Annotated in this window: 15 protein-coding genes; 7 read left to right on the top strand and 8 right to left on the bottom strand. The window is 70.9% G+C overall.

Going from position 1 to position 25,628, the window contains the following annotated elements; genetic code table 11:
• Positions 1–26: 26 nt before the first annotated feature.
• Positions 27–2,885 carry a glycoside hydrolase family 3 C-terminal domain-containing protein gene (locus ACFQ6X_RS08270; RefSeq protein ID WP_383177754.1) on the bottom strand — a complete coding sequence of 953 codons (2,859 nt, stop codon included), beginning with the start codon at positions 2,883–2,885 and terminating at the stop codon, positions 27–29.
• 383 nt (positions 2,886–3,268) lie between these two features.
• Between ACFQ6X_RS08270 and ACFQ6X_RS08265 the strand changes: the two genes are divergently transcribed.
• The 7 genes from ACFQ6X_RS08265 (at position 3,269) to ACFQ6X_RS08235 (ending at position 14,199) form a co-directional block, all read left to right on the top strand.
• Complete coding sequence (locus ACFQ6X_RS08265; protein WP_383177751.1) at positions 3,269–4,942, top strand: extracellular solute-binding protein; 1,674 nt, start codon at positions 3,269–3,271, stop codon at positions 4,940–4,942.
• 1 nt (position 4,943) lies between these two features.
• Complete coding sequence (locus tag ACFQ6X_RS08260; RefSeq protein WP_383177748.1) at positions 4,944–5,966, top strand: ABC transporter permease; 1,023 nt, start codon at positions 4,944–4,946, stop codon at positions 5,964–5,966.
• A 17-nt stretch (positions 5,967–5,983) separates the two neighbouring features.
• Entirely contained in the window at positions 5,984–6,907 is a 924-nt protein-coding gene (locus tag ACFQ6X_RS08255; protein WP_383178156.1) for a carbohydrate ABC transporter permease, read from the top strand.
• 89 nt (positions 6,908–6,996) lie between these two features.
• The gene (locus tag ACFQ6X_RS08250) at positions 6,997–9,252 is read left to right on the top strand and encodes a WD40/YVTN/BNR-like repeat-containing protein (protein WP_383177745.1); all 2,256 of its coding nucleotides are present in this window, start codon (positions 6,997–6,999) and stop codon (positions 9,250–9,252) included.
• A gap of 14 nt (positions 9,253–9,266) precedes the next feature.
• Positions 9,267–11,243, top strand: a complete 1,977-nt coding sequence (locus ACFQ6X_RS08245; RefSeq protein ID WP_383177742.1) for a beta-galactosidase — start codon at positions 9,267–9,269, stop codon at positions 11,241–11,243.
• Entirely contained in the window at positions 11,240–13,459 is a 2,220-nt protein-coding gene (locus ACFQ6X_RS08240; protein WP_383177739.1) for a glycoside hydrolase N-terminal domain-containing protein, read from the top strand. The genes ACFQ6X_RS08245 and ACFQ6X_RS08240 overlap by 4 nt, the downstream gene beginning before the upstream one ends.
• 29 nt (positions 13,460–13,488) lie before the next feature.
• Positions 13,489–14,199, top strand: coding sequence for a hypothetical protein (locus tag ACFQ6X_RS08235; protein WP_383177736.1), 711 nt, complete (start codon positions 13,489–13,491; stop codon positions 14,197–14,199).
• Positions 14,200–14,256: 57 nt separating this feature from the next.
• Here ACFQ6X_RS08235 and ACFQ6X_RS08230 read toward each other — a convergent pair whose 3' ends face one another.
• The 7 genes from ACFQ6X_RS08230 to ACFQ6X_RS08200 all read right to left on the bottom strand — a co-directional run bounded on the left by ACFQ6X_RS08230 (position 14,257) and on the right by ACFQ6X_RS08200 (position 25,574).
• A complete protein-coding gene (locus tag ACFQ6X_RS08230; RefSeq protein WP_383177733.1) occupies positions 14,257–16,020 on the bottom strand; it encodes an HEXXH motif domain-containing protein in 1,764 nt (587 codons plus the stop codon).
• A gap of 39 nt (positions 16,021–16,059) precedes the next feature.
• Entirely contained in the window at positions 16,060–16,248 is a 189-nt protein-coding gene (locus ACFQ6X_RS08225) for an aldo/keto reductase (protein WP_329205552.1), read from the bottom strand.
• Between the two features lie 101 nt (positions 16,249–16,349).
• Positions 16,350–17,456 (bottom strand): caspase family protein, encoded by a 1,107-nt coding sequence (locus tag ACFQ6X_RS08220; protein ID WP_383177728.1) that lies wholly within the window; start codon positions 17,454–17,456, stop codon positions 16,350–16,352.
• Positions 17,453–18,622, bottom strand: a complete 1,170-nt coding sequence (locus ACFQ6X_RS08215) for a hypothetical protein (RefSeq protein WP_383177726.1) — start codon at positions 18,620–18,622, stop codon at positions 17,453–17,455. Before ACFQ6X_RS08215 ends, ACFQ6X_RS08220 begins: the two co-directional genes overlap by 4 nt.
• A gap of 96 nt (positions 18,623–18,718) precedes the next feature.
• Entirely contained in the window at positions 18,719–23,044 is a 4,326-nt protein-coding gene (gene fxsT / locus ACFQ6X_RS08210) for an FxSxx-COOH system tetratricopeptide repeat protein (RefSeq protein ID WP_383177723.1), read from the bottom strand.
• Positions 23,044–24,093, bottom strand: a complete 1,050-nt coding sequence (locus ACFQ6X_RS08205; protein ID WP_383177720.1) for an AAA family ATPase — start codon at positions 24,091–24,093, stop codon at positions 23,044–23,046. The genes fxsT and ACFQ6X_RS08205 overlap by 1 nt, the downstream gene beginning before the upstream one ends.
• Positions 24,090–25,574, bottom strand: coding sequence for a hypothetical protein (locus tag ACFQ6X_RS08200; protein ID WP_383177717.1), 1,485 nt, complete (start codon positions 25,572–25,574; stop codon positions 24,090–24,092). Before ACFQ6X_RS08200 ends, ACFQ6X_RS08205 begins: the two co-directional genes overlap by 4 nt.
• Between the last annotated feature and the right edge of the window lie 54 nt (positions 25,575–25,628).

Genomic DNA, 25,628 nt, shown 5'->3' with positions numbered 1-25,628 from the left:
GGGGGCGGGGGCGTGCGGCACGGTCGTCACGCGGTGAACCCGAGTCCGGCGAGGCGTACGGACCCCTGCAGGGTGACGCGCACGTCGTGCACCCCACGGGCGTCGAGCGCGGCCTCGACGGTGCGGTAGTCGTACGGTCCCGTGGTGGCGGGGACCACGATCTCCGCGGTCCGCCCGTCCACCGACACCGTGACGGATCCGGCGCCCGAGGCGGACGCGGTGATCCCCCGGACGCCGTCGCCGAAGTCGCATTCCCGGAAGAGGAGTTGGCCGACGGCTTCGACGGCCGCAACGGTGTCGCCCGCCGTCTTCGTACGGTCGAGGATCTCCGTACCCTGCTGCTCGTCGTAGTCGGCGGCCTCCAGCCCGCGTTCCACGACGGGGCGCGGGCCGGACCCCTCACCGTCGACGACCGCGGTGGCGGTGAGCCGGATGTCGGTGCTGGAGGCCCCGGCCAGGATCTCGTACGCGCCCGGCTCGACGGTCCAGCGGCCGTGCGCCACGCTCCAGTGGCCCAGCTCCTCGACGGGCACGAGGAACTCGACGCGTTCGTCGGCACCCGCCGCGAGGTGCACCCGGCGGTGGCCCACCAGTCGGCGCAGCGGCAGGTCCGCCGAGGAGTCCGCCGCCCGGACATAGATCTGGGGGACCTCGTCGGCGGCGACGGCGCCGTCGTTGGTGACGGTCAGCGAGACCCGCAGGCCGCCTTCCTCCAGCACCGTCCTCAGTGCGGAGTAGGTGAAGTCGGTGTAGGCGAGCCCGTGTCCGAACGGGTAGAGCGGGGTGCCCTCGAAGTAGAGGTACGTCTGCCGCGAGCCGATGATGTCGTAGTCGAGCAGATCGGGGAGATCGCCGTCGCAGGCGTACCAGGTCTGCGGAAGCCGCCCGGCCGGGGACACGTCGCCGGCGAGGGTCCGGGCGAGAGCGGTGCCCGCGGCCTGGCCGCCGTGGGCGGTCCAGAGCAGGGCGGGCAGCTCTGCCGCCGCGTCGGTGACCGCGTACGGGTAGGCGGAGGTGAGGACGAGGACGGTGCGCGGGTTGGCGGCGTGCGCGGTGCGCCACAGCCGGTCCTGCTGGGCGGGGAGGGCGAGTGTCGTACGGTCCTCGGTCTCGCGGCCGTTGATGTGGGGGTCGTTCCCCGCGACGACGACGACCGTGTCGGCGGCCGCCGCGACCCGGGCCACGGCGTCCTCACCGCGTTCGACGGTCTCGGTCTCGAAGACCGTGGCGCGGGCCGCGGGAATCTTTTCGCCGGACTCGGCAACCTTTGCGCCGTCGGCGGCGACAGTGACGTACCCACCCGTCCCGATGTGCAGAAGGCGGTGTCCGCCGTCGTGTCCCTCCACCGCTTCCAGGCGGAACGTCTCCTGGACGACCCAGCCGCCCGGCTCGTCCGCGGACGCCCGTACGTAGCCGTCGTCGGCGACGGAGAGATACAGGCCTTCGTCGGTGCGGAAGGTGAGGACGCCCTCGCCCCAGTCGACGAGGGCGAGCTCGGTGGCCGTCCCGCCGCAGGTCAGCGGCGGCAGATCGGTGCGGCCGGCGAGGAGCGCGGGGTCGAGGGCGCCCTCGGCGCCACGGGCCTCGCCGTCGGTCGCCGCTCCGGCCTCGGGCACCCTCAGCCAGCCCTCGGCGCACTTCAGCCGGACACGGTCCACGCCTTCGGCGAAGAGGACGTTCTCGGCGCCGTACCGCTCACGCAGTCCGTCGAGCGGGGTCGAGCGGTGCATGAGTGTGCCGCTGTACCAGTCGAGCTTGCAGGCGTCGGCGAGCAGCCCGACGACGGCGACGGTCCGGCCGTCACGCGGCTCGAGCGGCAGCAGTCCGTCGTTCCGGAGCAGCACGACGGACTGCTCCGCGGCCTCCAGCGCGAGGGCCCGGTGCCCGGCCGTGTCGAAGTCGGCGGCGGCCGCGTACGGGTCGAGCTCGGGGTCGAACTCACCGAGCCTGAAGCGCAGTTCGAGGATCCTGCGGACCGCGTTGTCGATGTCCTCCTCGTCGAGCAGGCCCTTGGCGAGCGCGTCGCGGATGCGTCCGGTCATGACGGCGGAGTCCTGGCCGTGGTCGGTGAAGCTGTCGACACCGGCCTTCAGGGAGGCGGCAGTGGCTTCCTCATGGGTGTCGAAGTAGTGCTCGGAGTCGACCAGGTTGGAGGGCGCCCCCGCGTCCGAGCAGACGACGAGCGGCTGTTCGGTCCAGCTGCGCAGCTCCTGCGAGAGGAGCGGGGAGACGTGGTTGGGGCGGCCGTTGACCAGGTTGTAGGCGGGCATGACACCGGCCACCGCACCTGCCTGGACCGCGCCGCGGAAGGCACGCAGATCGTATTCGTGCAGGACGCGCGGGCGCACCGAGGACGAGGCGGTGTCACGGTCGGTCTCGTTGTTGTGCGCGAGCCAGTGCTTCAGGACCGGGGCCGTGCGCCAGTAGAGGGGGTCGTCGCCCCGCAGCCCCCGGGTGTAGGCGACGGCGATCGCGGAGGTGAGCGCCGGGTCCTCGGAGTACCCCTCCTCGCCCCGGCCCCACAGCGGGTGGCGCAGCAGATTCACTGTCGGGGCCCAGACGTTGAGCCCCACCCGGTTGTCCTCGGCGCGCTTGGCCCGCACCTCGTTGCCGACGGCCTCGCCGACCCGCCGGACCAGTTCGTCGTTCCAGGTCGCGCCGAGCCCGACGGCCTGCGGGAAGACCGTGGCGGGGCCCATCCAGGCGACTCCGTGCAGGGCCTCCTGTCCGGTACGGAACGGCCCGAGGCCCAGCCGCTCCACCGCGGGTGCGAACTGGTGCAGCATCGCGATCCGCTCGTCGAGCGTGAGCCGCCCGAGGAGATCGGCGGTGCGCTGGGCGAAGGTCAGCTGCGGGTCGCGGAAGGGAAGCGGATGGTCCGTCACGTGCGGGTCCCCTTGGAAAGGTGGGAGGTATTCAGGGAAGGCGCGCTTCGAAGGATCTTCGAAGCGCTTCGATGCTCTGTGCACAATCCGCAGGTGTCAAGGGTGCGAGCACAGAGCTGCGGGCTTCCCGGGCTCGTTCCACCAGGAAACAGTTAGGAAACAGGTCCGAGGAATCTGGAAACCGACTCTTGTGCGGTCGGATGGCTTCACTTAATCTCGCTGCAACATCGAAGCGCTTCGACGACACACGTGATCGACCCGCTTCGCCTCAGCCGGTGCAGTGCTGCCGGCTCGGCCGGTAACGCCCGCTTACCTCAGACACAGGAGCCGGACGGCACTTGCCACCGCCGGACTGTCCTGGTGCACCACGAAGGGTTGACGCAATGACGCCGAACTCCCCCTCCGTCCCGAGCCGGAGGAGTTTCCTCGCCTCGACCGCGGTCGTCGCGGCAGCCGTGGGCGGGGGGATCCCGCTCCTCGCCGCCTGCGGCGGTTCGGGCAGCAGCTCGAAGAACGAGGGCACCACCACCGGCAAGAAGCTCAAGGACGTGCTTCCCGCCTACGTGCCGTCGAACGCGGTCACCCCGGACATCCCCAGCAAGAACGGTTCGGCCGCCGGTTTCACCACCGCGCTGCCCGCCGCTCAGCTCGCCGTCTCCGTGCCGAAGAAGCTCGGCAAGGGCAGCGAGTTGAGCATCCTGGCACCGCTGTGGGGCACCTCGCCGGGTGAGGGCAACCCGTACTGGACGGCGATGGACGAAGGCGCCGGCGTCAAGGTCAAGTGGCAGAACCAGGACGGCAACACCTACGGGCAGAAGCTCGGCGCGGTCCTCGCGTCCAGCAGCATCCCGGATGCCGTCGTCGTCCCCGGCTGGGAACTGAACGGCAAGATACCGAGCGCCATCGCCAACAAGTTCGCCGACCTCGGTCCGTACCTCTCCGGCGACAAGGTGAAGGCGTACCCGAACCTCGCGGCCATCCCCACCGGCGCCTGGCAGCGGGCGGTCTTCGCCGGCAAGCTGCGCGGGCTGCCGATGCCGGCCGAGGCGACGCCGAACATCACCCCGTTCTACCGGGCCGACATCTTCGAGGAGAAGGGCTACTCGGTCCCCACCACCACGCAGGAGTTCTTCGACCTCTGCAAGGAGATCAACGCCCCGAAGAGCAAGGTGTGGGCGTGCGCCGACATGACGTGGTCGGCGTACAACTTCTTCGGGGTGCTGCAGGAGAAGCCGTACTACTGGAAGCTCGTCGACGGCAAGCTGGTCAACCGCTACGAGACGGACGAGTACCTCGAGGCCCTGGAGTGGTCGCGCTCGCTCTACTCGGCGGGCTTCGTGCACCCCGACGCCAAGGCCGAGCAGGGGGACCTGGGCAACGTCTTCGCCTCGGGCAAGGTCCTCATGTACAACGCCGACATCTCCGACTGGTACGGCAAGACCGCGGTCCAGCGCCTGGACAACCCGAAGTTCAGGATGGCGGCGATGGACATCTTCGCCCACGACGGCGGCACCCCCGTCCTCTACGCGGCGTCGCCCTCCAACATCTGGTGCTTCATCAACGAGAAGGCCGACAAGAAGACCATCGAGGACATCCTGGCGCTCGCCAACTACACCGCCGCCCCGTACGGCACCAAGGAGCAGCGTCTGCGGGCGTACGGAGTCGAGGGCACCCACCACACCCTCAAGGACGGTGTCCTCACCAAGACGGAGCTGGGCAACAACCAGGTCTTCGCGACGTACGAGTACATCGCCTCCCCCGCTCCCTTCCGGGCCTTCGCCGACCAGCCCGACGTGGCCAAGGGCATGGTCGAGTGGCAGCAGCGCCAGGGCGCCCACGTGAAGAAGCCGCTCTTCTACGGGATGCAGATCCAGGAGCCCGCCCGGTACGCCGAACTCAACTCGCAGTTCGAGGACCTGGAGAAGGACATCGTCCGCGGCCGCAAGAAGATCAGCGACATGCAGCAGAACGTCTCCGACTGGAAGACCAAGGGCGGCGACAAGCTGCGCGACTGGTACAAGAAGCTGCTCGACGAGACCGGTGAGTCGGCCTCCTGACATGTCACTGAGCACAGAGGACCGGCGCGCGCGAGCAACACGGACGCCGCCGGTCAAGACGGGCGGGGCGGAGCGCCGAAAGCGCCGGGAGGCCGGGGGCATCACCCTGCGTCACCGGCTGCGCCGGGACCGCACGCTGATCCTGATGACCCTGCCGGCGATGCTGCTCCTGCTGGTCTTCGCGTACATCCCGCTGGCGGGCAACGTCGTCGCCTTCCAGGACTACGACCCGTACATCGCGGACAACGCGTTCCAGTCGATCGCGCAGAGCCCGTGGGTCGGCCTCGAGTGGTTCCAGCAGATGGTGAACGACCGGCTGTTCTGGTCGTCGCTGCAGAACACGCTGGTGATCTTCCTGTTGCAGCTGACCCTGTTCTTCCCGGCCCCGATCCTGCTCGCGCTGTTCATCAACAGCTTCGTGCGCCCCCGGGTCCGGGCGGTCGCCCAGGCGATCCTGTACCTGCCGCACTTCTTCTCCTGGGTCCTGGTCGTCACCGTGTTCCAGCAGATGTTCGGCGGCGCGGGGCTGATCGCGCAGACACTGCGCGACCACGGTCACGACGGCATCGACCTGATGACAAACCCCGGACTGTTCAAGTTCCTGATCACCTTCGAGATGATCTGGAAGGACGCCGGCTGGGGCGTCATCGTCTTCCTGGCCGCCCTGGCCTCCGTCAGCCCCGACCTGTACGAGGCGAGCGCGATGGACGGCGCGAACCGCTGGCGCAGGATGTGGCACATCACGCTGCCGGCCCTGCGCCCGGTCGTCGCCCTGCTGCTCGTGCTCCAGGTCGGCAACGCACTGACCGTCGGCTTCGAGCAGATCCTGCTCCAGCGCACGGCAGTCGGCCCGGGAGCCTCCGAAGTCCTCGACACCTACGTCTGGAACGTCGGCATCACCTACGGCAACTTCAGCTACGCGGCGGCCGTCGGAATCATCAAGGGAATCTTCGGTCTGCTGCTGGTCCTCGGGGCCAACAAGGTCGCTCATCTCATGGGCGAGCAGGGGGTGTACAAGAAGTGAGCAGCCTGCTCGCCGGTATCACCGGCATCGCCGGGGTGAAGCCCGGAACGCGCGGCCGTCTGCGTCCGGCGTGGGAGGAGGAGCCGTCGAAGGCGGGACTCGCCTCCAAGGGCGTGGTCCTCGTACTGGTCTGCCTCGGCGTCCTGTTCCCGCTCTGGGTCGTCGTCGTCACCAGCCTGTCCTCGGTGAGGACCATCACCGAGACCGGCGGCCTGGTCGTGATCCCCCGCGGCATCACGTTCGTCGCCTACCAGGAGCTGCTGGGCGGCGGCCAGGTGACCCGGGCGGCGCTGGTCAGCATCGGGGTGACCGTCGTCGGGACGCTCTTCAGCATGACGGTGTCGATCATGTGCGCGTACGGTCTCTCGCGCACCGGGTCCGTACTGCACCGGCCGCTGCTGGTGTTCATGCTGGCCACGATGTTCTTCGGCGCCGGCCTGATTCCCACCTATCTGGTGGTGCAGGGGCTCGGCCTCACCGACTCGTACCTGGCGCTGATCCTCCCGAGTGCCCTGAATGTGTTCAACATCCTGGTCCTGCGCGCCTTCTTCATGAGCACCGCGCAGGAGCTCATCGAGAGCGCCCGTATCGACGGGGCCGGCGACGTCCGCATCCTGTGGCAGATCGTGATGCCGCTCTCGCGGGCCGTCATCGCGGTGATCACGCTGTTCTACGCGGTCGGCTACTGGAGCGCCTGGTTCAACGCGTCGATCTACCTCAGCGACCCTGACATGCTCCCGCTCCAGAACGTGATGAACCAGCTGGTCATCAAGCAGGAGAGGCCCACCGGCCTGGCCCAGGTCATCAACACGGGTCATCTGTCACCGCTCGCCATCCAGATGGCGGTCATGGTGCTGGCGCTGCTGCCGGTCGCGGTCCTTTCGCCCTTCGTGCAGAAGCACTTCAAGGAAGGCATGCTCACGGGCGCGATCAAGGGCTGAGTCCGCCCCGCCGAACTCCCCGCACGACCCGAACTCCCGAACTCCCGAACAGCAGGACTCCACCACTCCCACCCGAAGGTGTGTTCGTCATGCGCGCTTCGTCCGTCCCGCAGCCCGAACCCGCACAGGAGAACGCGCCCCGGCGCCGCACCGTGCTCGCCGGTGCTGCCGCGGTGACAGCCGCCGCGGCGCTGCCCCTGGCCGCCCCGGCCGTTGCGGCCGCGCGGCCCAGGAAGTCCCAGCCGCACCGCTGGCGTACGGCGGCGATCGGCGGGACCGGTTTCGTGACGGGCATCCTGTTCCACCCGGCCGTCCGGGGCCTGGCCTACGCCCGTACGGACATCGGCGGTGCCTACCGGTGGGACGACAACCGGGCGCGCTGGACGGCGCTGACCGACCACCTCGGCTGGGACGACTGGAATCTGCTGGGTGTCGAGGCCATGGCCGTCGATCCGGCCCACCCGGACCGGCTGTACCTGGCGCTCGGCACCTACGCGCAGTCGTGGGCAGGTCCGGGCGCGGTGCTCAGGTCCGAGGACCGGGGTGCCAGCTGGGCGCGTACGGACCTGACGGTACGGCTGGGCGCCAACGAGGACGGCCGGGGCGCCGGCGAACGGCTCCTCGTCGACCCGCGCGACAGCGAGACGCTCTGGCTCGGCACGCGGCACGACGGGCTGCTGCGCTCCACGGACCGCGGGACGACCTGGGCCGCCGACACCTCGTTCCCGGCGGCCGCGTCGCCGAGCGGCCAGGGCGTCACGCTGCTGGTGGCGGCGGGCCGCACGGTGTACGCGGGCTGGGGTGACGGGGGGACGGCTCTGTACCGTACGGCCGCCTCCGGCGGCTGGGAGCCCGTTCCCGGGCAGCCGTCCGCCGGCACGGCCTCGTCGAAGGTGCCGATCCGTGCCGCGTACGACGCCGGAACCCGGGCGCTGTACGTGAGTTACGCGAACGGCCCCGGACCCAACAACCAGACGGACGGCTCGGTGCACCGGCTGGACACGGTCACCGGCACCTGGACGGACGTCACCCCGGTAGCGCCGGCTGCCGCAGACGCGTTCGGCTACGGCGGGGTCGCGGTCGACGCCACCCGTCCCGGCACGGTCGTCGTCTCCACGAACAACCGGTGGGGGCCGGTGGATACCCTGTTCCGCTCCACGGACGGCGGCGCGAGCTGGACCTCGCTCAAGGACACGGCGGTCCTGGACGCGTCGGAGACGCCCTATCTGAAGTGGGGCGGTGAGACCCCCAAGTTCGGCTGGTGGATCCAGGCCGTGGCCGTCGACCCGTTCGACTCCGAGCACCTCGTGTACGGCACCGGGGCGACGATCTTCGGGACGCGCGACCTGGTGCGCTGGGCGCCGGAGATCCGAGGCCTGGAGGAGTCGGCGGTGCGGCAGCTGATCGCACCTCCGTCGGGCGCCCGGCTGCTGAGCGGGCTCGGTGACATCGGTGTGATGTACCACGACTCCCTCACCGCCTCCCCCTCGCGGGGCATGGCGTCGAACCCGGTCTTCGGGACGGCCACGGGACTCGCCCTGGCCGCGCTCAGACCCTCGTACGTCGTGAGGACGGGCTGGCCGTCCGGCTCGGACTCGGCAGGGGCGTACTCGCACGACGGGGGCGCGAGCTGGCAGCCGTTCGCCGCCCAGCCCGCGATCGCCGCGTCCGCTCCCGGACCGGTGGCGGTTTCCGCCGACGGGGCGACGCTCCTGTGGTCCTTCATCCGCTGGGACGGCACGAAGTACGCCGCACACCGCTCCACGGACGATGGCGCCACCTGGGCCGAGATCTCCACGTTCCCCAAGGGCGGCGCCCCGGTCGCCGACCCGCTCGACCCCGCCCGCTTCTACGTCTACGACACGGACACCGGCACCGTGTTCGTCTCCGTGGACGAGGGCGTCACCTTCACCCGGGGCGCCTCCGGACTCCCCTCGGGCGATGTGCAGTTCCGCATCGCCGCCGCGCCCGGCCGCTCCGGCGACCTGTGGCTGTCGGCCAAGGACAACGGGCTGCTGCGCTCGACCGACGGCGGGCTGACGTTCACCGCGGTGGCCGGCTGCCAGGCCTCGCACGCTCTCGGATTCGGCAGGGCCGCCGCCGGGCCGAAGCGGCGCGGCCGTTCCCCCTACCCCGCGGTCTTCCAGACCGGACGGGTGTCCGCCACGCACGACGGTGTCGCCGTACTGCGCTCGGACGACGCGGGCAGGACCTGGGTCCGCATCAACGACGACTCGCACCAATGGGGGTGGACCGGTGAGGTCATCACCGGTGACCCCCGCATCCACGGCCGCGTGTACCTGGGCACCAACGGCCGCGGCATCCAGTACGCGGACCCCGAATGAGGAACGAGACGTCCATGCCGTCCCTGCACGACGCCACCCGTGGCCGCATCCTCTTCGGAGGCGACTACAACCCCGAGCAGTGGCCCGAGGAGGTATGGGCCGACGACGCCCGGCTGATGAAGGAGGCCGGGGTCAACTCCGTCACCGTCGGCGTCTTCTCCTGGGCGAAGATCGAACCACGCTGCGGTGCAAGGGAGTTCGGCTGGCTGGACCGGCTGATGGACCTGATGCACGCGCACGGCATCGGTGTCGTCCTCGCCACCCCGACGGCGTCGCCGCCGCCGTGGATGGGCGCTCTGCACCCGGAGACCCTGCCGCGCGCCGAGGACGGCACACTGGTCTCGTACGGCTCGCGGCAGCACTTCTGCCCGAGCTCGCCGGTCTACCGCCGCTACGCCGCCGCGATCACCGAGGACCTCGCGGCACGGTACGCGGATCATCCGGCGCTCACCGTGTGGCACATCAACAACGAGTACTGCACGCACTGCTGGTGCGACGGGACGGCTGCCCACTTCCGCCGCTGGCTTGCCGCCCGTCACCCCGGCCTCGACGCGCTCAACGAGGCGTGGGGGACGGCCTTCTGGAGCCAGCGCTACGACAGCTGGTCGGAGATCCTGCCGCCCCGCCGCGCCCAGTACATGAAGAACCCGGCGCAGGTGCTGGACTTCAAGCGGTTCACCTCCGACGCCCTGATGGAGTGCTACATCGCCGAGCGGGACATCGTCGCCCGGCACACCCCGCACATCCCTGTGACGACCAACTTCATGCCGCTGTGGTCGGGCCAGGACGCCTGGGCGTGGGCGGAGCAGGAGGACGTCGTCTCCGTCGACATCTATCCCGACCCCCAGGACCCGCAGGGCGGCCAGTACAACGCCATGCTGGCCGACATGACGCGCTCGCAGGCCTCGGGCCCGTGGATGCTGATGGAGCAGGCGGCGGGCCCGGTCAACTGGCGCGGGGTCAACCACCCCAAGCCCGCGGGCCTCAACCGGCTCTGGTCGCTGCAGGCGGTGGCCCGGGGCGCGGATGCCGTCTGCTACTTCCAGTGGCGGCAGTCCCGGCAGGGATCGGAGAAGTTCCACTCCGGGATGCTCACCCACGCGGGCGAACAGGGGCGCGTGTTCCGGGAGATCAAGCAGCTCGGAGCCGAACTCGCCCTGATCGGCGGCGAGGTGACCGGCACAGCGGTACCCGCCGAGGTCGCGGTGCTGCACGACTGGGACGCGTGGTGGGCGAGCACCCAGGAGGGCCGGCCGTCCTCGCTCGTGTCGTACCCGGATGTGGTGCGGGCATGGCACCGGGGACTGTGGGAGAACGGGACCAGGACGGAGTTCGCCCGCCCCGAGGCGAACCTGACCGCCTACCGCATGGTCGTCGTCCCGCAGCTCTACCTGCTGAGCAATGCGGCGATCGACAACCTCGTCTCCTACGTGCGGGGTGGCGGCACCCTCGTCTGCGGGTTCTTCACCGGAATCGCGGACGCCGACGACCGGATCAGGCCGGGCGGCATGGACAGCCGGCTGCGCGAACTGCTCGGGATCCGTACGGTGCACGAGTGGTGGCCGCTGGACGCGGGCGCATCGGTGGAGTGCGACGGCTTCAGCGGCAGCCTGTGGTCGGAGGAGCTGGAGTCCGACGGCAGGGCGGAGACGGTCTCCGCCTACCGGGGCGGAGAGTTGGACGGGTTGCCGGCGGTGCTCCGCAAGGGCACGGCCTGGTACGTGTCCACGCTGCCCGAGCCGGAGGCCCTGCGCGAACTGCTGGGCCGGGTGGCGGCCAAGTCGGGCGCACGCCCCGTGCTCGAGGGGCTGCCGGCGGGGGTGGAGGCGGTACGCCGCGGCTCCCTGCTCTTCCTGCTCCACCACGGCCGGTCCACCGTGACGGTCATGGTTCCGGGCCGGCACACGGATCTCCTCACGGGTACCGAGACCGACGGCAAGGTGGAACTGGGCCGGTACGGCGTGGCCGTCCTCAGAGACGCCTCCGCATGATCGACGGTACGTGGGAGCCGCGCCCAGCCGCCCGCTGGGAGGACGCCTTCCTCAGCGGCAACGGCCATCACGGGGCCATGGTGTACGGCGATCCGGCGGACGACCGGGTCATCGTCAACCACCACACCCTGGTCCGGCCGAACGGCAGCGAGGGGATACGGCCGCCCGAGCTCGCGGACCGGCTCGGCCGCCTCCAGGACGCGCTGCTCTCCGGGGACACCACGGCGGCCGAGGAGTTCGGGGCGGGGCGTCCGCTGGCGTGGGTGCAACCCTTCCATCCCGCGTTCCAGACCCGCGTCCGCCGGAGCCGGGGGCTGCACGAGGCGGTCGCCGGCTACCGGCGCGAGGTCGACTTCACGACGGGCGAGGTCAACGCCTCCTACGAGGCCTGGCGCAGCCGTGTCTTCGTGTCGAGGGCCGACGACGTGATCGTCCAGCACATCACGGATCTCGGGCTGACGGCCGACCTGGTCCTGGACCACGGTCTGCCGGGCGCTCCGGCGCACCTGGCGGTCGGCCGCTCGACCGTGCTGACCCCGGACGGCGCCAAGCTGGCGTTGCGGGTGGGCTATCCGGGCAGTGACCGCACCTATACGGGGGTGACCGTCGCCACGGTGGACGGCGGCAAGGTGTCCGTCGCGGGCGAAGGCATCCGGGTCGAGGGGGCGCGGAGCCTCACACTGGCGACCCGGGTCCGGCGCGGGGTCGGCCACCTCGACGTCGGCGCCCTGTGGGCGGCTCTGCCCGACGAGGACTACGCCACCTTGCTCGCCCGCCATCAGCCGCTGCACCGCGAGGCGTTCGGGCGCACGACACTGACGCTGCGGGACGCGGTCCAGGACCGGGGGCTGCCAGGCAGCGAGCTGCTCGGCAGCCCCCGGAGTCCGGCCCTCCTGGAGCGCCTCTTCGCGGCGGGCCGCTACCATCTGCTCTCCTCCTCGGGGCTGCTGCCGCCCCGGCTCACCGGGCTGTGGACCGGCGACTGGGACACCGCGTGGTCGGGGGCGTTCACCACGAACGCCAACCTGAACCTCCAGATCTCCTCGGCCGCCACGGCCGACCTGCCTGAGGTCACCGAGGCCCACGCCGCACTGGTGCACGCCCAGTTGGGCCACTGGCAGGACAACGCGCGCGCGATCTTCGGTGCCCGGGGGATCGTCGCCCCGTCCCATACGGACGGCGAGTCGGGCCATACCCGGCACTACCAGCGCGCCTATCCGCTGCATCTGTGGACGGCGGGAGCGGACTGGCTGCTGCAGCCGCTGCTCGAACACGCCGAGGTGACGAGCGGCGCGACGGATCCGCGCCTGACCGCCGCGCTCGTCGAAGCGGCCCTGTTCTACGAGGACTTCCTCACCCGCGAGGACCGGGACGGCCGCGTCGCGATCGTGCCGTCCTACTCACCCGAGAACCGCCCGGCGAACGCGAGCTGGGGCACCGTCAACGCCACCATGGACATCGCCGCGGCCCGCCACGCCCTGACCACGGCCGCCGACCGCGCCTCCGGCCACCCCTCCGCGGGCCGCTGGCGGGAGCTCGCGGCCCGGCTCCCCGGCTATCTGGTGAACAAGGACGGGGCACTGGCCGAGTGGACGTGGCCGGGTCTGGAGGAGACGTACGACCACCGTCACCTCAGCCATCTCTACCCCGTGTGGCCGCTGGACGAGATCAACCCGTACGACACACCGCGACAGGCGGCTGCCGCGCACCGCGCCCTGGAACTGCGGGGCTCGGAGAACGACTCCGCCCACGGACATCTCCACCATGCGCTGATCGCGGCACGGCTCCGGGACGCGTCCCGGGTGTCCGCCGCTCTGGACGCGGTACTGGCGGGCGACTTCTTCCACGACTCGCTGATGAGCGCGCACTATCCGGCGCGCAACGTCTACAACGCGGACGCGGCGCACGCGCTGCCGGCCGCCGTCATCGAGTCCCTCGTCCAGTCGACGCCCGCCCGCCTGGTCCTTCTTCCCGCCGTTCCCGGGACCTGCCCCGCCGGCGAACTCCGGGGCGTCCGCACCCGGTTCGGCGCGGGGCTCGACCTCAGCTGGTCCGCCCGGGGCGCGACGGCGGTCCTGCACCCGACCCGCGACGCCCGCGTCGACGTACGCCCGGGACACGGGCTCGTACTCGTCGAGACCGGCGCCGACACCCCCGAGGCTCCGCTGGTCCTCACGGCCGGCGTGGACCGCGTCCTCACCCTGAGACCGCGGTAGCGATTCCCCCCACCCATGGAAGGGACACCATGGCACAACGACGCACCCTGACCAGGCTCCTGCTGGCCCCCGTGACAGCGGCGGCCGCCCTGATCGGCTTCGCCGCGGCACCGGCTCACGCCGTGATCTGGTCCTCGTCGGACCAGTGGGGCAACTACACCACGTCCGACGGCTACATCCTCTACAACAACATCTGGGGCTCCGGAGCGGGCGCGCAGACGGTCTGGGCCAACTCCTCGAGCAACTGGGGCGTCTGGGCCGACCACCCCAACACCGGCGGCATCAAGTCGTACCCCAACGCCAAGAAGATCGTGAACAAGCCGATCACGTCGCTGTCGTCGCTGACGAGCAACTACAACGTCACGGTCCCGTCCTCCGGCGCCTACAACACGTCGTACGACATCTGGGACACGGACTACGACTACGAAGTGATGCTCTGGGTCAACTACAACGGTGCCGTCGGCCCGCTCGGCACCTCGCAGGGCAACGTGACCCTGGGCGGCCACACCTGGGCCGTCTACAAGGGCGACAACGGCGCCAACCAGGTCTTCTCGTTCCTGCGGACCTCGGACTCCTCGTCCGGCACCGTGAACATCCTGCCGATCCTGAAGTGGATCAAGGACACCAAGGGCTGGTGGGGCAACGAGACCATCGGTGACGTCCAGTTCGGCTACGAGATCACCTCGTCGCCGGGCGGTCTGGACTTCGTGACCAACGGATTCGGCGTCTCCTCCAGCTGATCCTGATCCGCACAGGCCAAGGAGCCGGTCCTCTGGCGGGGGCCGGCTCCGGCTCCGCTACTCCCCCGTGCGTGCCAGCCATCGGGCCGTCTGTGCCCAGCGTTCGGGCCGCCCCGCCTCCAGCACCGCCGCGAAGCGCTCGGGTCGGGCGAGCAGGCGTCTGTCGCGCGGATGCAGTTCCGTGTGCGCGAGCAGCCAGCCCGCCAGCGCGTGCCGGTCGAGCGGTCCGGTTCCCCTCAGCTGTCGGGCGTACGCGTCGCTCGCGGCCTCCGTGTCTCCCGCGGTCAGCAGCTCGTCGGCCGTCGGCACGGGCCCGCGACGGGGTTCCCTTCGCATGTACAGCCGGCCCCGGTCGTCCTGCCAGTACCCGCCGCCCGCGTCCGGGGCGACCAGCGGGTCACCGCCCGGCACCGGATCGGCGCCCGAGCGCAACGCCTTGACGAGGGTGTCCCGTTCACCGTCCGCGCAGCGCAGGTTGCGCAGCCGCCACTCCACCCGGTGGCTGACCGCCGCCGCCCGGGCCCTGGCCTCGGTCGCGGGCTCCAGCGGTTCCCTCAGCCAGCCGTCGACCGTCCCGGACAGCCGGGTGACCAGTCGCCGTCCGGGACCCGTGAGCTGTCCGCGCGTGGCCAGGGTGCGGAGCACCATACGGGTCTGCAGGCGGCGCAGCGCGAACAGGAACGGTGCCCGTCCGTCCGGGTCGGCCGCGGTGTCCCCGATCCGGTCACGCCAGAAGCCGGTGACGCCGACGAAGGCGTAGGCGCCGTGCAGGAGGCCGGGCAGATGGCGTGGATCGGCGCGCCAGGGTGCGTAGTAGAGCTCGGAGCGGTCGTCCTCCATCAGCGGGAAGAGGTGGAGCAGTGCCCCCAGTTTGCTGTGCTGAAACTCGTGGACGAGGGTTTCCGCCAGGGAAAGGCCGTCCTGGGGACGGGCCATCACCATGGAGGCGAATGCGTCACCCGTCGAGGCACTGAGCCCGGCAGCCGGCACCGGGAGCCCGGCCGCACCGTCCTGGGCGCGCCAGGGGACGATCCGGCTGACGTCCTCGGGCCGCAGCCCGCCGGGACCCGTGCCGCCGCGCCGCAGGATGGCCACGGCGTCATGGAACAGGACCTGCCAGGACCGTAGTTCTGCGGGGTCGAGACGGCCTGGGGCGATCGGCTCGTCCAGATCACGGTACGGGTCGAGGTCGTCGAGCTGTACGGAGCGGGTTCCGTGCCCCGCGGCCAGTCTGTGCACGGGCAGCCACTGTGCCGATTCCGGATCCGTGAGCGGGAGTACGACGACGTCGGGCCCGTCGCCGGTGGCGACCGTGAGCGATCCGCCGGACACCACGGTGCGTACCGCGTGGAAATCGTCGCTGTCCGGACGCGGCAGGCGTACCAGGCCGAGTCCGGGCAGGCTGATGGTCCGCCCCCGGGCGGGCAGGAGCAACTCGGTGTCCGTGCCCGCGTGAACGGCCGCCGTCGCGGCCACGACCGCGATCTGCCCGGCATCGGCCCACAGCGGCGGCCCGGACGCCGTTCCGTGCAGTCGGCGCAGCGTGTGGGCGAGCCAGCTGCCGACCTGAGGGCTCAGCAGCAGCTCCTCGACCGGTTCGGGTGCTTGTTCGGCGGCGGCCTCCAGGGTGGGCCAGACCGTCCCCGCGTCCAGCGGGGCGAGGATGCCGGGATCCGCGTCGAACAGGTCGAGGAGCTCACGCAGCAGCAGCAGGCGGCGGGTCCGTTCGCCCTGGACCAGGAACGCGATGGCCTCCGGCGAGCCGCCGCCTGCGGCGATCTCGTCGAACAACGGGCCCGGCATACGGATCGGGGCGTACACATCGCTCCCTGTCGTGGACGGATGGTGCGCGGACGGGCTCTATTCGGCCCGCCCTGGTTCCGATCCGCCCATCGCGTTGCTGCGCGCGCGGCGGATCTCCGCGAGCAGTCGTGGCCCCATGTCGGGGTCCGGGACCAGTCGCAGATCGGCGACGCGCACGGAGGTCAGATCCATGAGGTCCGACTCGAGGTGATCGGGTGTGCCGTCGGCGGGTACCGGCTGGTACAAGGCGCGCTCCCCCTTCGCGAGCGGCGGCACAGGATGCCACCGTTTACTCCATCATGATGATTGAGACCCCTTCCCGAAACCCGTGTGATCACGCCAGCCGATCACATTCCGGGCCCGGGTCCCGCCACGAAGTCCTGTACGGCCGACTTCAGTTCGGCGGCCCGGCCGGGTTCGTCGTCGAGCAGGGTCACCGCGTCGTACAACTCCCACAGCCTGTCCGGCTGCGCCCTGAGTGTGCGTACGATCCCGATCACATCCGTGCGCGGCATCGGGTGCCTCGGCATCCGCTCGACAACCTTTGCGGGCAACTCGTTGACCAGTGCCTGGCGTTCGTCACGGTCGCTCATCAGCGGATACGCCAGCAGGGCCTCGATCAGCCGGGCCAGGAGACTGCCCGCCGACGCGGTTCCGGGGCCGGACGCTGCCGGCAGGACGCCCGGCACGGTCTCGGTCCGTTCCGGTCGGATCAGGTGGATGCCGGGGAGCCCGTCGATGCCGCCTGCCGCCCGGAGAGCGTTCATCCTCACTCGTACGGCCTCGAAGAGAGCTTCAGGATCCGGCAGCGGATCGGCGGGCAGCTCGTCCAGAACGATGTCCGAGAACACGCCGAGCCGGCGCACCGGATCGTTGGCCGCCCGCTGCCCCCGGCCGGTCGCGAACATCAGGATCTGCTCGTGCGCCTCGACCCGCTGCCCGGTCGGCAGCCGCTCGCTGGGCAGCGACTGGGGGAAGTGGTGCCGTTCGTCGAAGGTCCGGCAGGCATCGATCATCCACATCTGCCGTCCGAATCCCGTCACCGCGTCGCTCCTGAGCACACCGCGGGCGGACTCGGCGTCGATGTTGCGCCGGTCGGCCACGGTGGCGTCGGCGCAGTAGAGGCGCAGGTGCTCGTCCGTGTCCAGGACACCGTGTCCGCCCCACCACACCCACAGCGCGTCACCGCTGCGGGCGGGGATGTCGGTGACGAACGCGCGTCGCAGGGTGTCGTGGTCGGCCGGCCGGTACGGGAGGTCCGGCTCCGTGCCGGGCAGCGGTGCGAGATGGAGCAGGATGTTGGCCTCCGGAACACCGCGGGCCAGCAGCCAGTCGCGGAAGCGCAGGGCGTCCCTCACCGGGCCGGGGAGGTTCCAGTCCGCGCCGGCCGCATACTGTTCGATTCCGATCACCAGGGCGACGATGCGCTCCGGTTCCACAGGCCTCCGGGTCACGGCAGGCGCTCCCCGATGGCGCGGTAGACGGCCGGATCGGTCCAGTAGGCACTGTGCGCCACGGGGAAGGGCTGCCGGCTGTCGGTGGCCATGTCGTGGGCACGGCCGGCGAAGAGCGGCTCCGCCGCGTACCCGAGCAGATCGCGCCGGTCGTAGAGGTTCAGCCACGGCGGGACGTGGCCGGGGAGCGGATCCGGGTGCGCGAGCGTGGGCAGCGCGCCGGTCTCGTACAGGAAGGGGCCTTGCGAACCGACGGTGACCAGCAGCTCGACGCCGGGCAGGGGGCCCGATACCAGGGTGTCGAGACAGATGATGCCACCGAGACTGTGGCCGAGCAGGACCACGGGTGGCTCAAGCGGGGCGACGAGCTCCCGCAGACCCTGGCGCATGTCCTCACCGCGGGCCAGGTACTTGAGGATGTCACCGGCGGCCGGGTGCGCAGCGTCCGTGAGAGCGCGGCGGCGCCGCACCGCGTAGCGGGAGCCGAGTCGTACGAGCGGCTTCCCCGCCATCCGGAGCAGCGGGCCGCGCCCGGTGCCTGCCGGAGCCGCGCCCAGGCGCCCGGCGAGGGCCCCGACGGCAGCGTCCCGGGCATCTCCGCCGCCCTGCACGGGGCTGTCCTCCTCGACTGCCGCGGCGATGACGGTGGCGGCCAGCGCACGCGCCAGCACCCAGGCCAGCGTGTCCGGGTCCAGTGCCTCGGCCGCGGGCGCGAGCAGGGGGTCGCGCGCGAGCCGGGCCGCAGCCTGCGGGAGTCCTGGACCGAGCGGATCGGCCAGGGGTTCGCCGTGCGCCGCCACGTCGAGCAGGAGGGCTCTGGGCCGCTCGTCCGGGAAGGCCGCGCCGGGCGCCGTGACGCGCACGGTGGCTCCGGCCGCCGCCGTGGCGAGTTCGGCGGTCGGGTCGTCGTACAGCCGGGCCCACTCCTCCACCTCCTCACCCTGCTCGTCGGGGTGCCCGGCGCCGCGGCCCGTCCCGCTGCCGGGGCCCTCCGGGATGCTCGCGCCGCCCGCGGCGAGCCGGGCGCCGTACCGCTCGCCCCAGCGGTAGGCGACCAGGTGAGCGCCAGGAGCTGTTGCCGCCAGCCCCGATGTGACCTGTTCGAGCAGTGTGGTGAGGTGTGGTTCACGCACACCTGTGCCGTGTGTGAAGACCACCGTGGTCATGTGTCCGCCCCCGTTGCCGTGTTGCCGTCGGTCCGGTCCGCCACTCTTTCGGGCGGCGGACCGGGCCGACGGCCCTCCCTCAGCCGCGCTGCCGCCTCACATCGGCAGCGGCGTGATGTCGCATTCGATGCGCTGGTGCAGTCTGGCGGCCGTGTGCCAGGGGTGGTTGTCCCCGAGGACACGGGAAAGGCCCGCGACTGCAGTCGAGTTGAGCCGGTCGGCCTCCGCCGACTCCCCGAGACCACGGTGGTCCAGGGCGAGGTTGGCCGTGCAGGCGAGAGTCAGCGGGTGGTCGGCGCCCGCGGCCTCGGTGAGCGTCGGGAGGACGTCCTGGTCGGCGGCCTTCGCCTGGGCGAAATCGAGCCGCGCGTAATGGTCGTTGGCCCGGCACAACGCGGCCGTGAGGGTGCTGACGTGGGTCCTGCCGAGGGTGCTCTCCAGGAACTGCACCGCCTGGACGTCCAGGGTCTCTGCCCTGTCCACGTCCCCCTGCGCCCGCAGTGTCGCCGCCAGGTTCACCTTGACGAACTGTGTGTAGGGGTGCTGCTCCCCGAGCACCTTGCGATAGGCGGCGAGCGCCTGCTCGCCGAGCTCGCGGGAGCCCGTGAGGTCGCCGTTCAGCCGCCGTTCCACCAAGGTGTGGACAGCGGCGCCCATGGCATCCGTGTTGTTGAGGCCGTAGCGGGTGGTGAACCGTTCGAGGATCTGCTCCGCGAGCGCGGAGCCTCCCTCGACCACACCCGCCCTGCGCCGGCACACGGCAAGGTTGAGAGAGGCCCGGAGGGTGGCGGCATTCGTCTCGCCGAAGTGCGTCACGTAGGAGAGGTAGGTGGACTCCTGCAGCTCACGCGCGCCCAGGTAGTCACCGGCCTCGCGTACGTCGATGGCCAGCCCGTTCAAGGTGTTGAGGGTGAGCCCGCTCGCCGGGCCGTACAGCAGCTCGCGCTGGCGTACCGTCTCCTCGTCGATCTCCCGCGCACCGGTGAAGCGGCCGTTCAGCCGCAGCGCGATGCAGTAGTCGTGCGCCGCACTCAAGGTGGTGGGGTCCTCGGGGCCGAACAGGTCGCTGGCCCGGGTGAACGCCTCCTCCGCGAGTTCACGCGCCTGCTCGAACTCTCCCCGGTGGCGTAGCGCACCCGCCATCTGCCACATGGAGTCGATGAGTTCCTCGTCCGGGATCTGCGCACCGCGCGAGATCGCCAGAGCCCGTTCGTTGTGCACGACCGCCTCGTCGGGCCGTCCCAGAAGCCTCAGGTAGAAGCCGAGGAGCTTGGTGATCCTGATGACGTGCAGATCCTCGTCCCCGGACTCGGCGCGCCATGCCGACCACGCCAGCCGGGCCTGCGCCGCGCCGGACTCGTGCGCGCCCCAGTAGTAGAGGAAGAACACCATGTCGTACACCAGGTCACGGACCCAGGCATCGGAACTCGTCACCGCTCCGGAGGCGATCACATGGGGCAGGATCGCCTGGTAGGCAGGCCACTGGTCCGCGGAAGCGGGTGCCCCGGGCTTGGCCGTCGTGAGCAGCAGGTGGGCGGCCCGCGTCATCCTGGCCCGCTCCTCGGGATCCATCCTGGCCACGATCACGTTCTGCATCAGCCGGTGCATCTGCAGGGTGGCGGTCTTGTGGTCCAGCCTGACGAGGGACAGCTTGCTGAGGTCACGCGTGGCGCGGGCGAGCAGCAGCGGGTCGCGCAGGACCGGGTCGAGCTCCGGGGTGATCTGGACGTTGCGGCCGCCCCTGAACAGGTTGAGCGGAATGGGCTCCGGTGCCATGCACGCGCAGATCTCGAGGATCTGCCGTGCCGCGGGGTTGTCCTGCGAGAGGCGCCCCAGAGAGATGTCCCAGACGGCCGCGACCGGCAGCGGATAGTCGGGGGAGGGGTCGAGTTCGAGGATCTCGGGCCGGCGCTCCTCCAGCAGGCGGATGTACTCGTTCACCGGCATACCCGTCGCGGCGTGCCAGGCGCCCGCCTGCTCGACGGCGAGCGGCAGGTCGCCCAGCGCCTCGGCGAGTTTGCCCGCGTCCTCGGCACTCATACCGCGCGCGCGGCGCTGGAGGAGCGCGACGCTTTCGGTCCGGTCGAAGACGTCGACGCTGAGGGGTGTGGCGACGCGTTCCCACTCGCGGTTGCGCGAGGTGACGATGATCTTCCCCGGGCCGCCGTTGGGGAAGTAGGACCGCACCGTCTCGATGTTCTCGGCGTTGTCGAAGACCAGCAGCCAGTTGTCGAAGGGTTTGCCCGTACGGAGAGCCTCACGCACGGCGGGCACCGCGGCGTTCGCCTGCGGGCCCACCTCCAGGCCGAGCCTGCGCGCGAGGTCGGCCAGAGCGCCGAGGATCAGGTTCTCCTGCTCCGCGGGGATCCACCAGATGACGTTGAACTCGCCGCTGTGCCGGTACACGTACTCCACGGCGATCTGCGACTTCCCGACCCCGCCCGTGCCGTGCAGCGCGTGCGGGAGGACGGCAGTGGTCTCGTCCTCCTGCAACTGCCTCTCGACTGCCGCCAGAAGACGTTCGCGCCCGGTGAAGTTGGGGTTCTTCGGGGGCACGTTGCCCATGATCTTCGGCTGGCCGGTGCGCACGAAGCGCAGCTCCGGTGCTGAGGCTCCCCCGCCCTGCTCGGCCCTCCGGGCATCCTCTTCAACGGTTACGGGTGTCTGGGGCGACACGGATCCTCCTGGTGGAACGGTCGGACGCGACCGGGGTGCGGGGGCATTGTCATTCACATCAAAGGCCTCTTTATCATCTCTGGTCGCCTCCGTTGCCGGTACCGCGCCGCGCAGCAGTTCGTCGTTCAGGCGCACTGCCCGGCGTCTGTACGGCAGACCTCCCAGGGCGCGCAGGACGGCCAGTTCGATGCGCAGCCACGCCTGACCGCCTTCGCGGTCCGGGAGCGCCGCCTGTGCGGGGTCGCGCAGCGCCGCCCGGAGCCGGATGCCCTGCGCCTGACTGGCCCGGGACTCCGCCAGCAGGCCGACGGCGCGGGCCAGTTGGGTGCGGTTACTGGTGGCCAGCAGTGCTTCGCGTACTCCGTCGGCGAAGTCGGGGCCGTCCTCGTCGTCCCGTTCCCAGTCGATCAGGCCGCCCATCATGATCTCGGCCAGATGGTCGGGGCCCGACTCGGGGAAGGCCCGGTCGCGCAGTTCCTCGATGACGTCGAAGCGCATCGGCGCCACGGCCAGCAGGACCGCGAGCTGCTGGGCGAGCGGACTGGCCAGCGAGATGAATCTCCGTACGGCGTCCGCCGCCGCGCGGGGTCCGTCGATCCTGGGGGTCCGGAGGCCGGGCGCGGACACGCCCTTGGCCATCGCGCCGGCCAGGACGACGGGCAGGGCCCGACGCACCCCGCGCTCGCCGGTGACGAGGTCGGCCCAGGCGCGGAACGAACCGGGGCGGAGGCTGAGAACGGGTACGGCCACGGAGCCGTCGCCCGTCTCGGGCAGGACGTGGCTCCGCTCGGGCCCGCCGTGCGGAGGATGGCAGAGGAAGTGCCGGTTGAGCGCGCCGAACCCCGCGGCGTCGAGCCGCGCCCTGAAGGGGTAGACCGAGGACCGGTGCCGGAGGTAGGGGGGCAGCAGATGGACGAGCGCCGTGGGACCCGCCGCGGAGAGCCGTCCCATGAGCTCGTCGGCTCCGCGCTCCGCCCAGCCGGCGGCCAGTCCGTCGGTGACGACGAGGAACAACCGCGCCCCGCGGCCGTCGAGCAGCTCCGCGGGGTCGGCGTGGCGGTTGCCCGGCCAGCGCAGTACGGGAGCGCCCCCGCCGGGCAGGGACACTTCGACCGTACGGACGTCACGGAAGGCGCCGCTGTGCACGGCCTCCTCGGCCAACTGGCGTACGGTGCCGCCCCAGACGGGCATGGTGGGCGCCCGGTCCACGAGCAGCATCAGGTCGAAGGCGCGCTCCTGAACCGGTTCGAGATAGGGGATCCACAGTCCGTCGGCCAGACCGTTCTCGGCGGTGCGTGCCTCGTCGAGCCGGTTCAGATGCCGCGACGGCACACGCCGGCCGAGCCCGCGCAGGGCCTTGGCCAGGCGGAGCGGCACCGCGCGCCGTGCGGGCCGCGGTGACTTGGGGAGCTGCCCCTCCGGCCGGCCGGCCCGGGTCTCCTCGATGGTGCGCAGCTCCAGGTTCCGGGCGTCGACATCGGTGGCCCCGGCGGGCACGACGTCCTGCACGCCGGTGTCCGAAGGCGGGGCATCGACATCGGGAAGCGATTCCGGCTCGGCGGATAAGCCCTCCGGGGTGGCCTCCGCATCCCCGTGCGAGGTCCGGCCCGCCCTGCGCCACGCAGCCGCCAGCCAGACACCGTCCCCGAGGTCCCGCCAGCTCGCGTCGCCGTCCGTGTCATGGGTGGCGGTGCCGCTCGACGTGGCCGTCGAGTCCGGGGCGCGTTCCCGTGGCGAGCCGTTCATCAGCGGCCTTTCGAGAGGTCGCGGAGAAGCATCTCGACGAGCTTACGCCCGTCGCTGTCGGCCCGGAATCCATGAGCGGTGGTGAGTTGCACGGCGTTCAGCAGTTGATCGACCGACTGGGTGCCGCCGCCGTCCAGGCGCCTGACGAAGTCGTCCACGAGAGCCTCGATTCCCTCGGGCCGCCTGCGCAGGTGGCTGACGACGATGGAGACGAGCTGCTCGCGGCTGGGCGGGCGCATCTCCAGAGGCAGGCAGCGGCGCCGGAACGCGGCCGGGAACTCACGTTCGCCGTTGCTCGTGATCACGACGACGGGGAACTCGGAGCACTCGACGCGGCCGGACTCGATGACGGCCCGGCTGCGGGGGTCGTCGGTGAAGACGGACACGTCGGCCGCACCGGCGCGCACCAGTTCCGGAATCTCGTAGCTGCCGTTCTCCAGTACGTGGAGGAGGTCGTTGGGCAGGTCGATATCACTCTTGTCCAGCTCGTCGACGAGCAGGACCCGTGGCCGTTCGTACGCGAGGAGCGCGGTTCCCAGCGGGCCGAGGGTCAGGAAGTCCCCGAGGTCGGGAGCACTGCCGGCCTCTCCCGGCCCGCCGTCGCCGCCCGCCCGCCAGGCGGCGATGGCCTGGGCCCGTCCGATCGCGTCGTACTCGTACAGGCCGCCGCGGAGGGTCGAGCGGCTCACGATGCTCCACGGCAGCACCCGGCCGAGGCCCAGTTCCCGTGCGATGAGATAGGCGAGGGTCGACTTGCCGACACCGGGTGGCCCGGTGATCAGCAGGGGACGTCGCAGGAGGAGGGCGGCATTGACCGCGTCGATCGCCTCGTCGCGCAGCTGAGGGCCCTCCTGCACGATACCCAGTCGGCGCAGCGCCGATTGGGCGTCGTCGGGCGGCGCGTCCTGCAGCGGGCTTCCGGAGAACACTCTCCAGGGGGGTGGCGCCGGAAGCTCGGGCAGCCCGCCCGCGGGGGGCTGCCCCGTTGCGTGGAACACCCTCCAGGAAAGCGGCGTGACAGGCTGCGCTGCCGTGTCCTGCTCGGTCATGCTGTCAACTCCTCACAGTCGACCAGGCGGTTGGGGTCGTCCCAGAAGAACGCAATGTGCTTACCCAACGACAGGCTGTCGCGACCCAGCCGCTCGGCGTCTTTACGCAACTGACTTATTCTCGCGGACAGTTGAGACGGAGGACTGGCGAGCAGCAGAGCCAGTACCTCACCCGACAGGTCGGGGCTCTCAGGTCTGCGGTCCCAGGCTGCAAGGCCCACTCCCAGTTCGATTGCGGTGATGAGTGCTTCCAGACCGCGGTCGGGCAGGGCGGGAACATCGAGTATGACCGCGGTCAGCCGCGGGTTCGCCTCCAGGTCGGCACGCCAGATGTCGAGCCGGCCGCCCTGCTCCCCCTGCCAGCGGTGGGCCTGGGCCGCACCGGACTCCTTGAGCTGCTTCCAACGGGCCCGCCAGCGCCCGAGCTCCTCGGTGTTGCGGTCCCTCATGCGCTCGAGGCTCCGCAGATGAATATGGTAACGAAGACCGATCGGCAGTGGGACACGAGTCCGCGTACCCAGTTCGAGCCGCGCCATGTCGAGGTTGAGGAATTCGAAGGGCAGTACGAACTCGACCTGCACGGGCGGGTTGTTCTCGTCCTTCGCGACGCCCGCCCAGCGTGATCCGCCGCCGTCGATCGCGCGCCCGACAGCAGGCGCCAGAGTGTCCAGGGTCGCTCGTTCGATGCGCCCGGCCACCGGCTCCCAGTAGCCCGGGGCAGGGTTGACCCAATGGCGTACGAAGACATCGGCCGAACTGTCGTCGGCGGGCTCCACCATCACGACGAGGCAACGTGCCACATCCGGATCGGACACCGGCAGAGCCGCGATCGCGCGCCTGCGGTCGGCCAGGGCGTTCACGGCCTCGGGGCCTGCCTCCCGGGCCCATCGGTCCGACCAGTCCCTGAGCTGTTCGCGGAGTGCCGGCTGCACCTGGAGTGCCGTGATCTCGACCAGCACCAGGGCCGGTGGTAAGCCGTCGGCCTGGGCGTTGCGCTCGCGCAGGTAGTCGAAGCGCTGGGAGGGTGACTGGCCGTAGGGAAGGTCGACGATGCCCAGTTCGTGGACGAGGACCGCGTGCAGACGGCCTTCGTCGGCAGTCCGCGCATCGGCGAGCAGCCGCCGGATCCGCTCCACCGCGATGTCGTCGAACTCCGCCGACAGGTCGGCCACCGCCCCGTCCGGCATGCCGATGTCCACCAGCCGGGCCAGCCCTGCCGAGTAGTCCCGGCCGGCGATGACGCTCACTCCGTCGACGAGCGCGTCGAGACCCCGCACGCGCTTGACCACGATCATGACGAGGGACAGCATCTCCACCCGCGGGTTCCTCCGCAGGTAGGTGATCTCCACGCCGAGCTGCTTGCTCACATAGGCGACGAAGAGAACGCACTGGTCGGGATCGCGCACGAAGTCCAGCTCGCATAACTCATCGACCAGGGACCTGATCAGGAACGCATCGGCCTCCCCAGGCCTCTGCGGCACATGTGCCACCACCGACCAACCCCCGCCGAGCCGGATCATCATCCACAACTGATC

It is taken from the genome of Streptomyces sp. NPDC056452, assembly GCF_042796085.1.
Lineage (GTDB): Bacteria > Actinomycetota > Actinomycetes > Streptomycetales > Streptomycetaceae > Streptomyces.
This window is presented reverse-complemented; position numbering and strand designations above follow the sequence as displayed.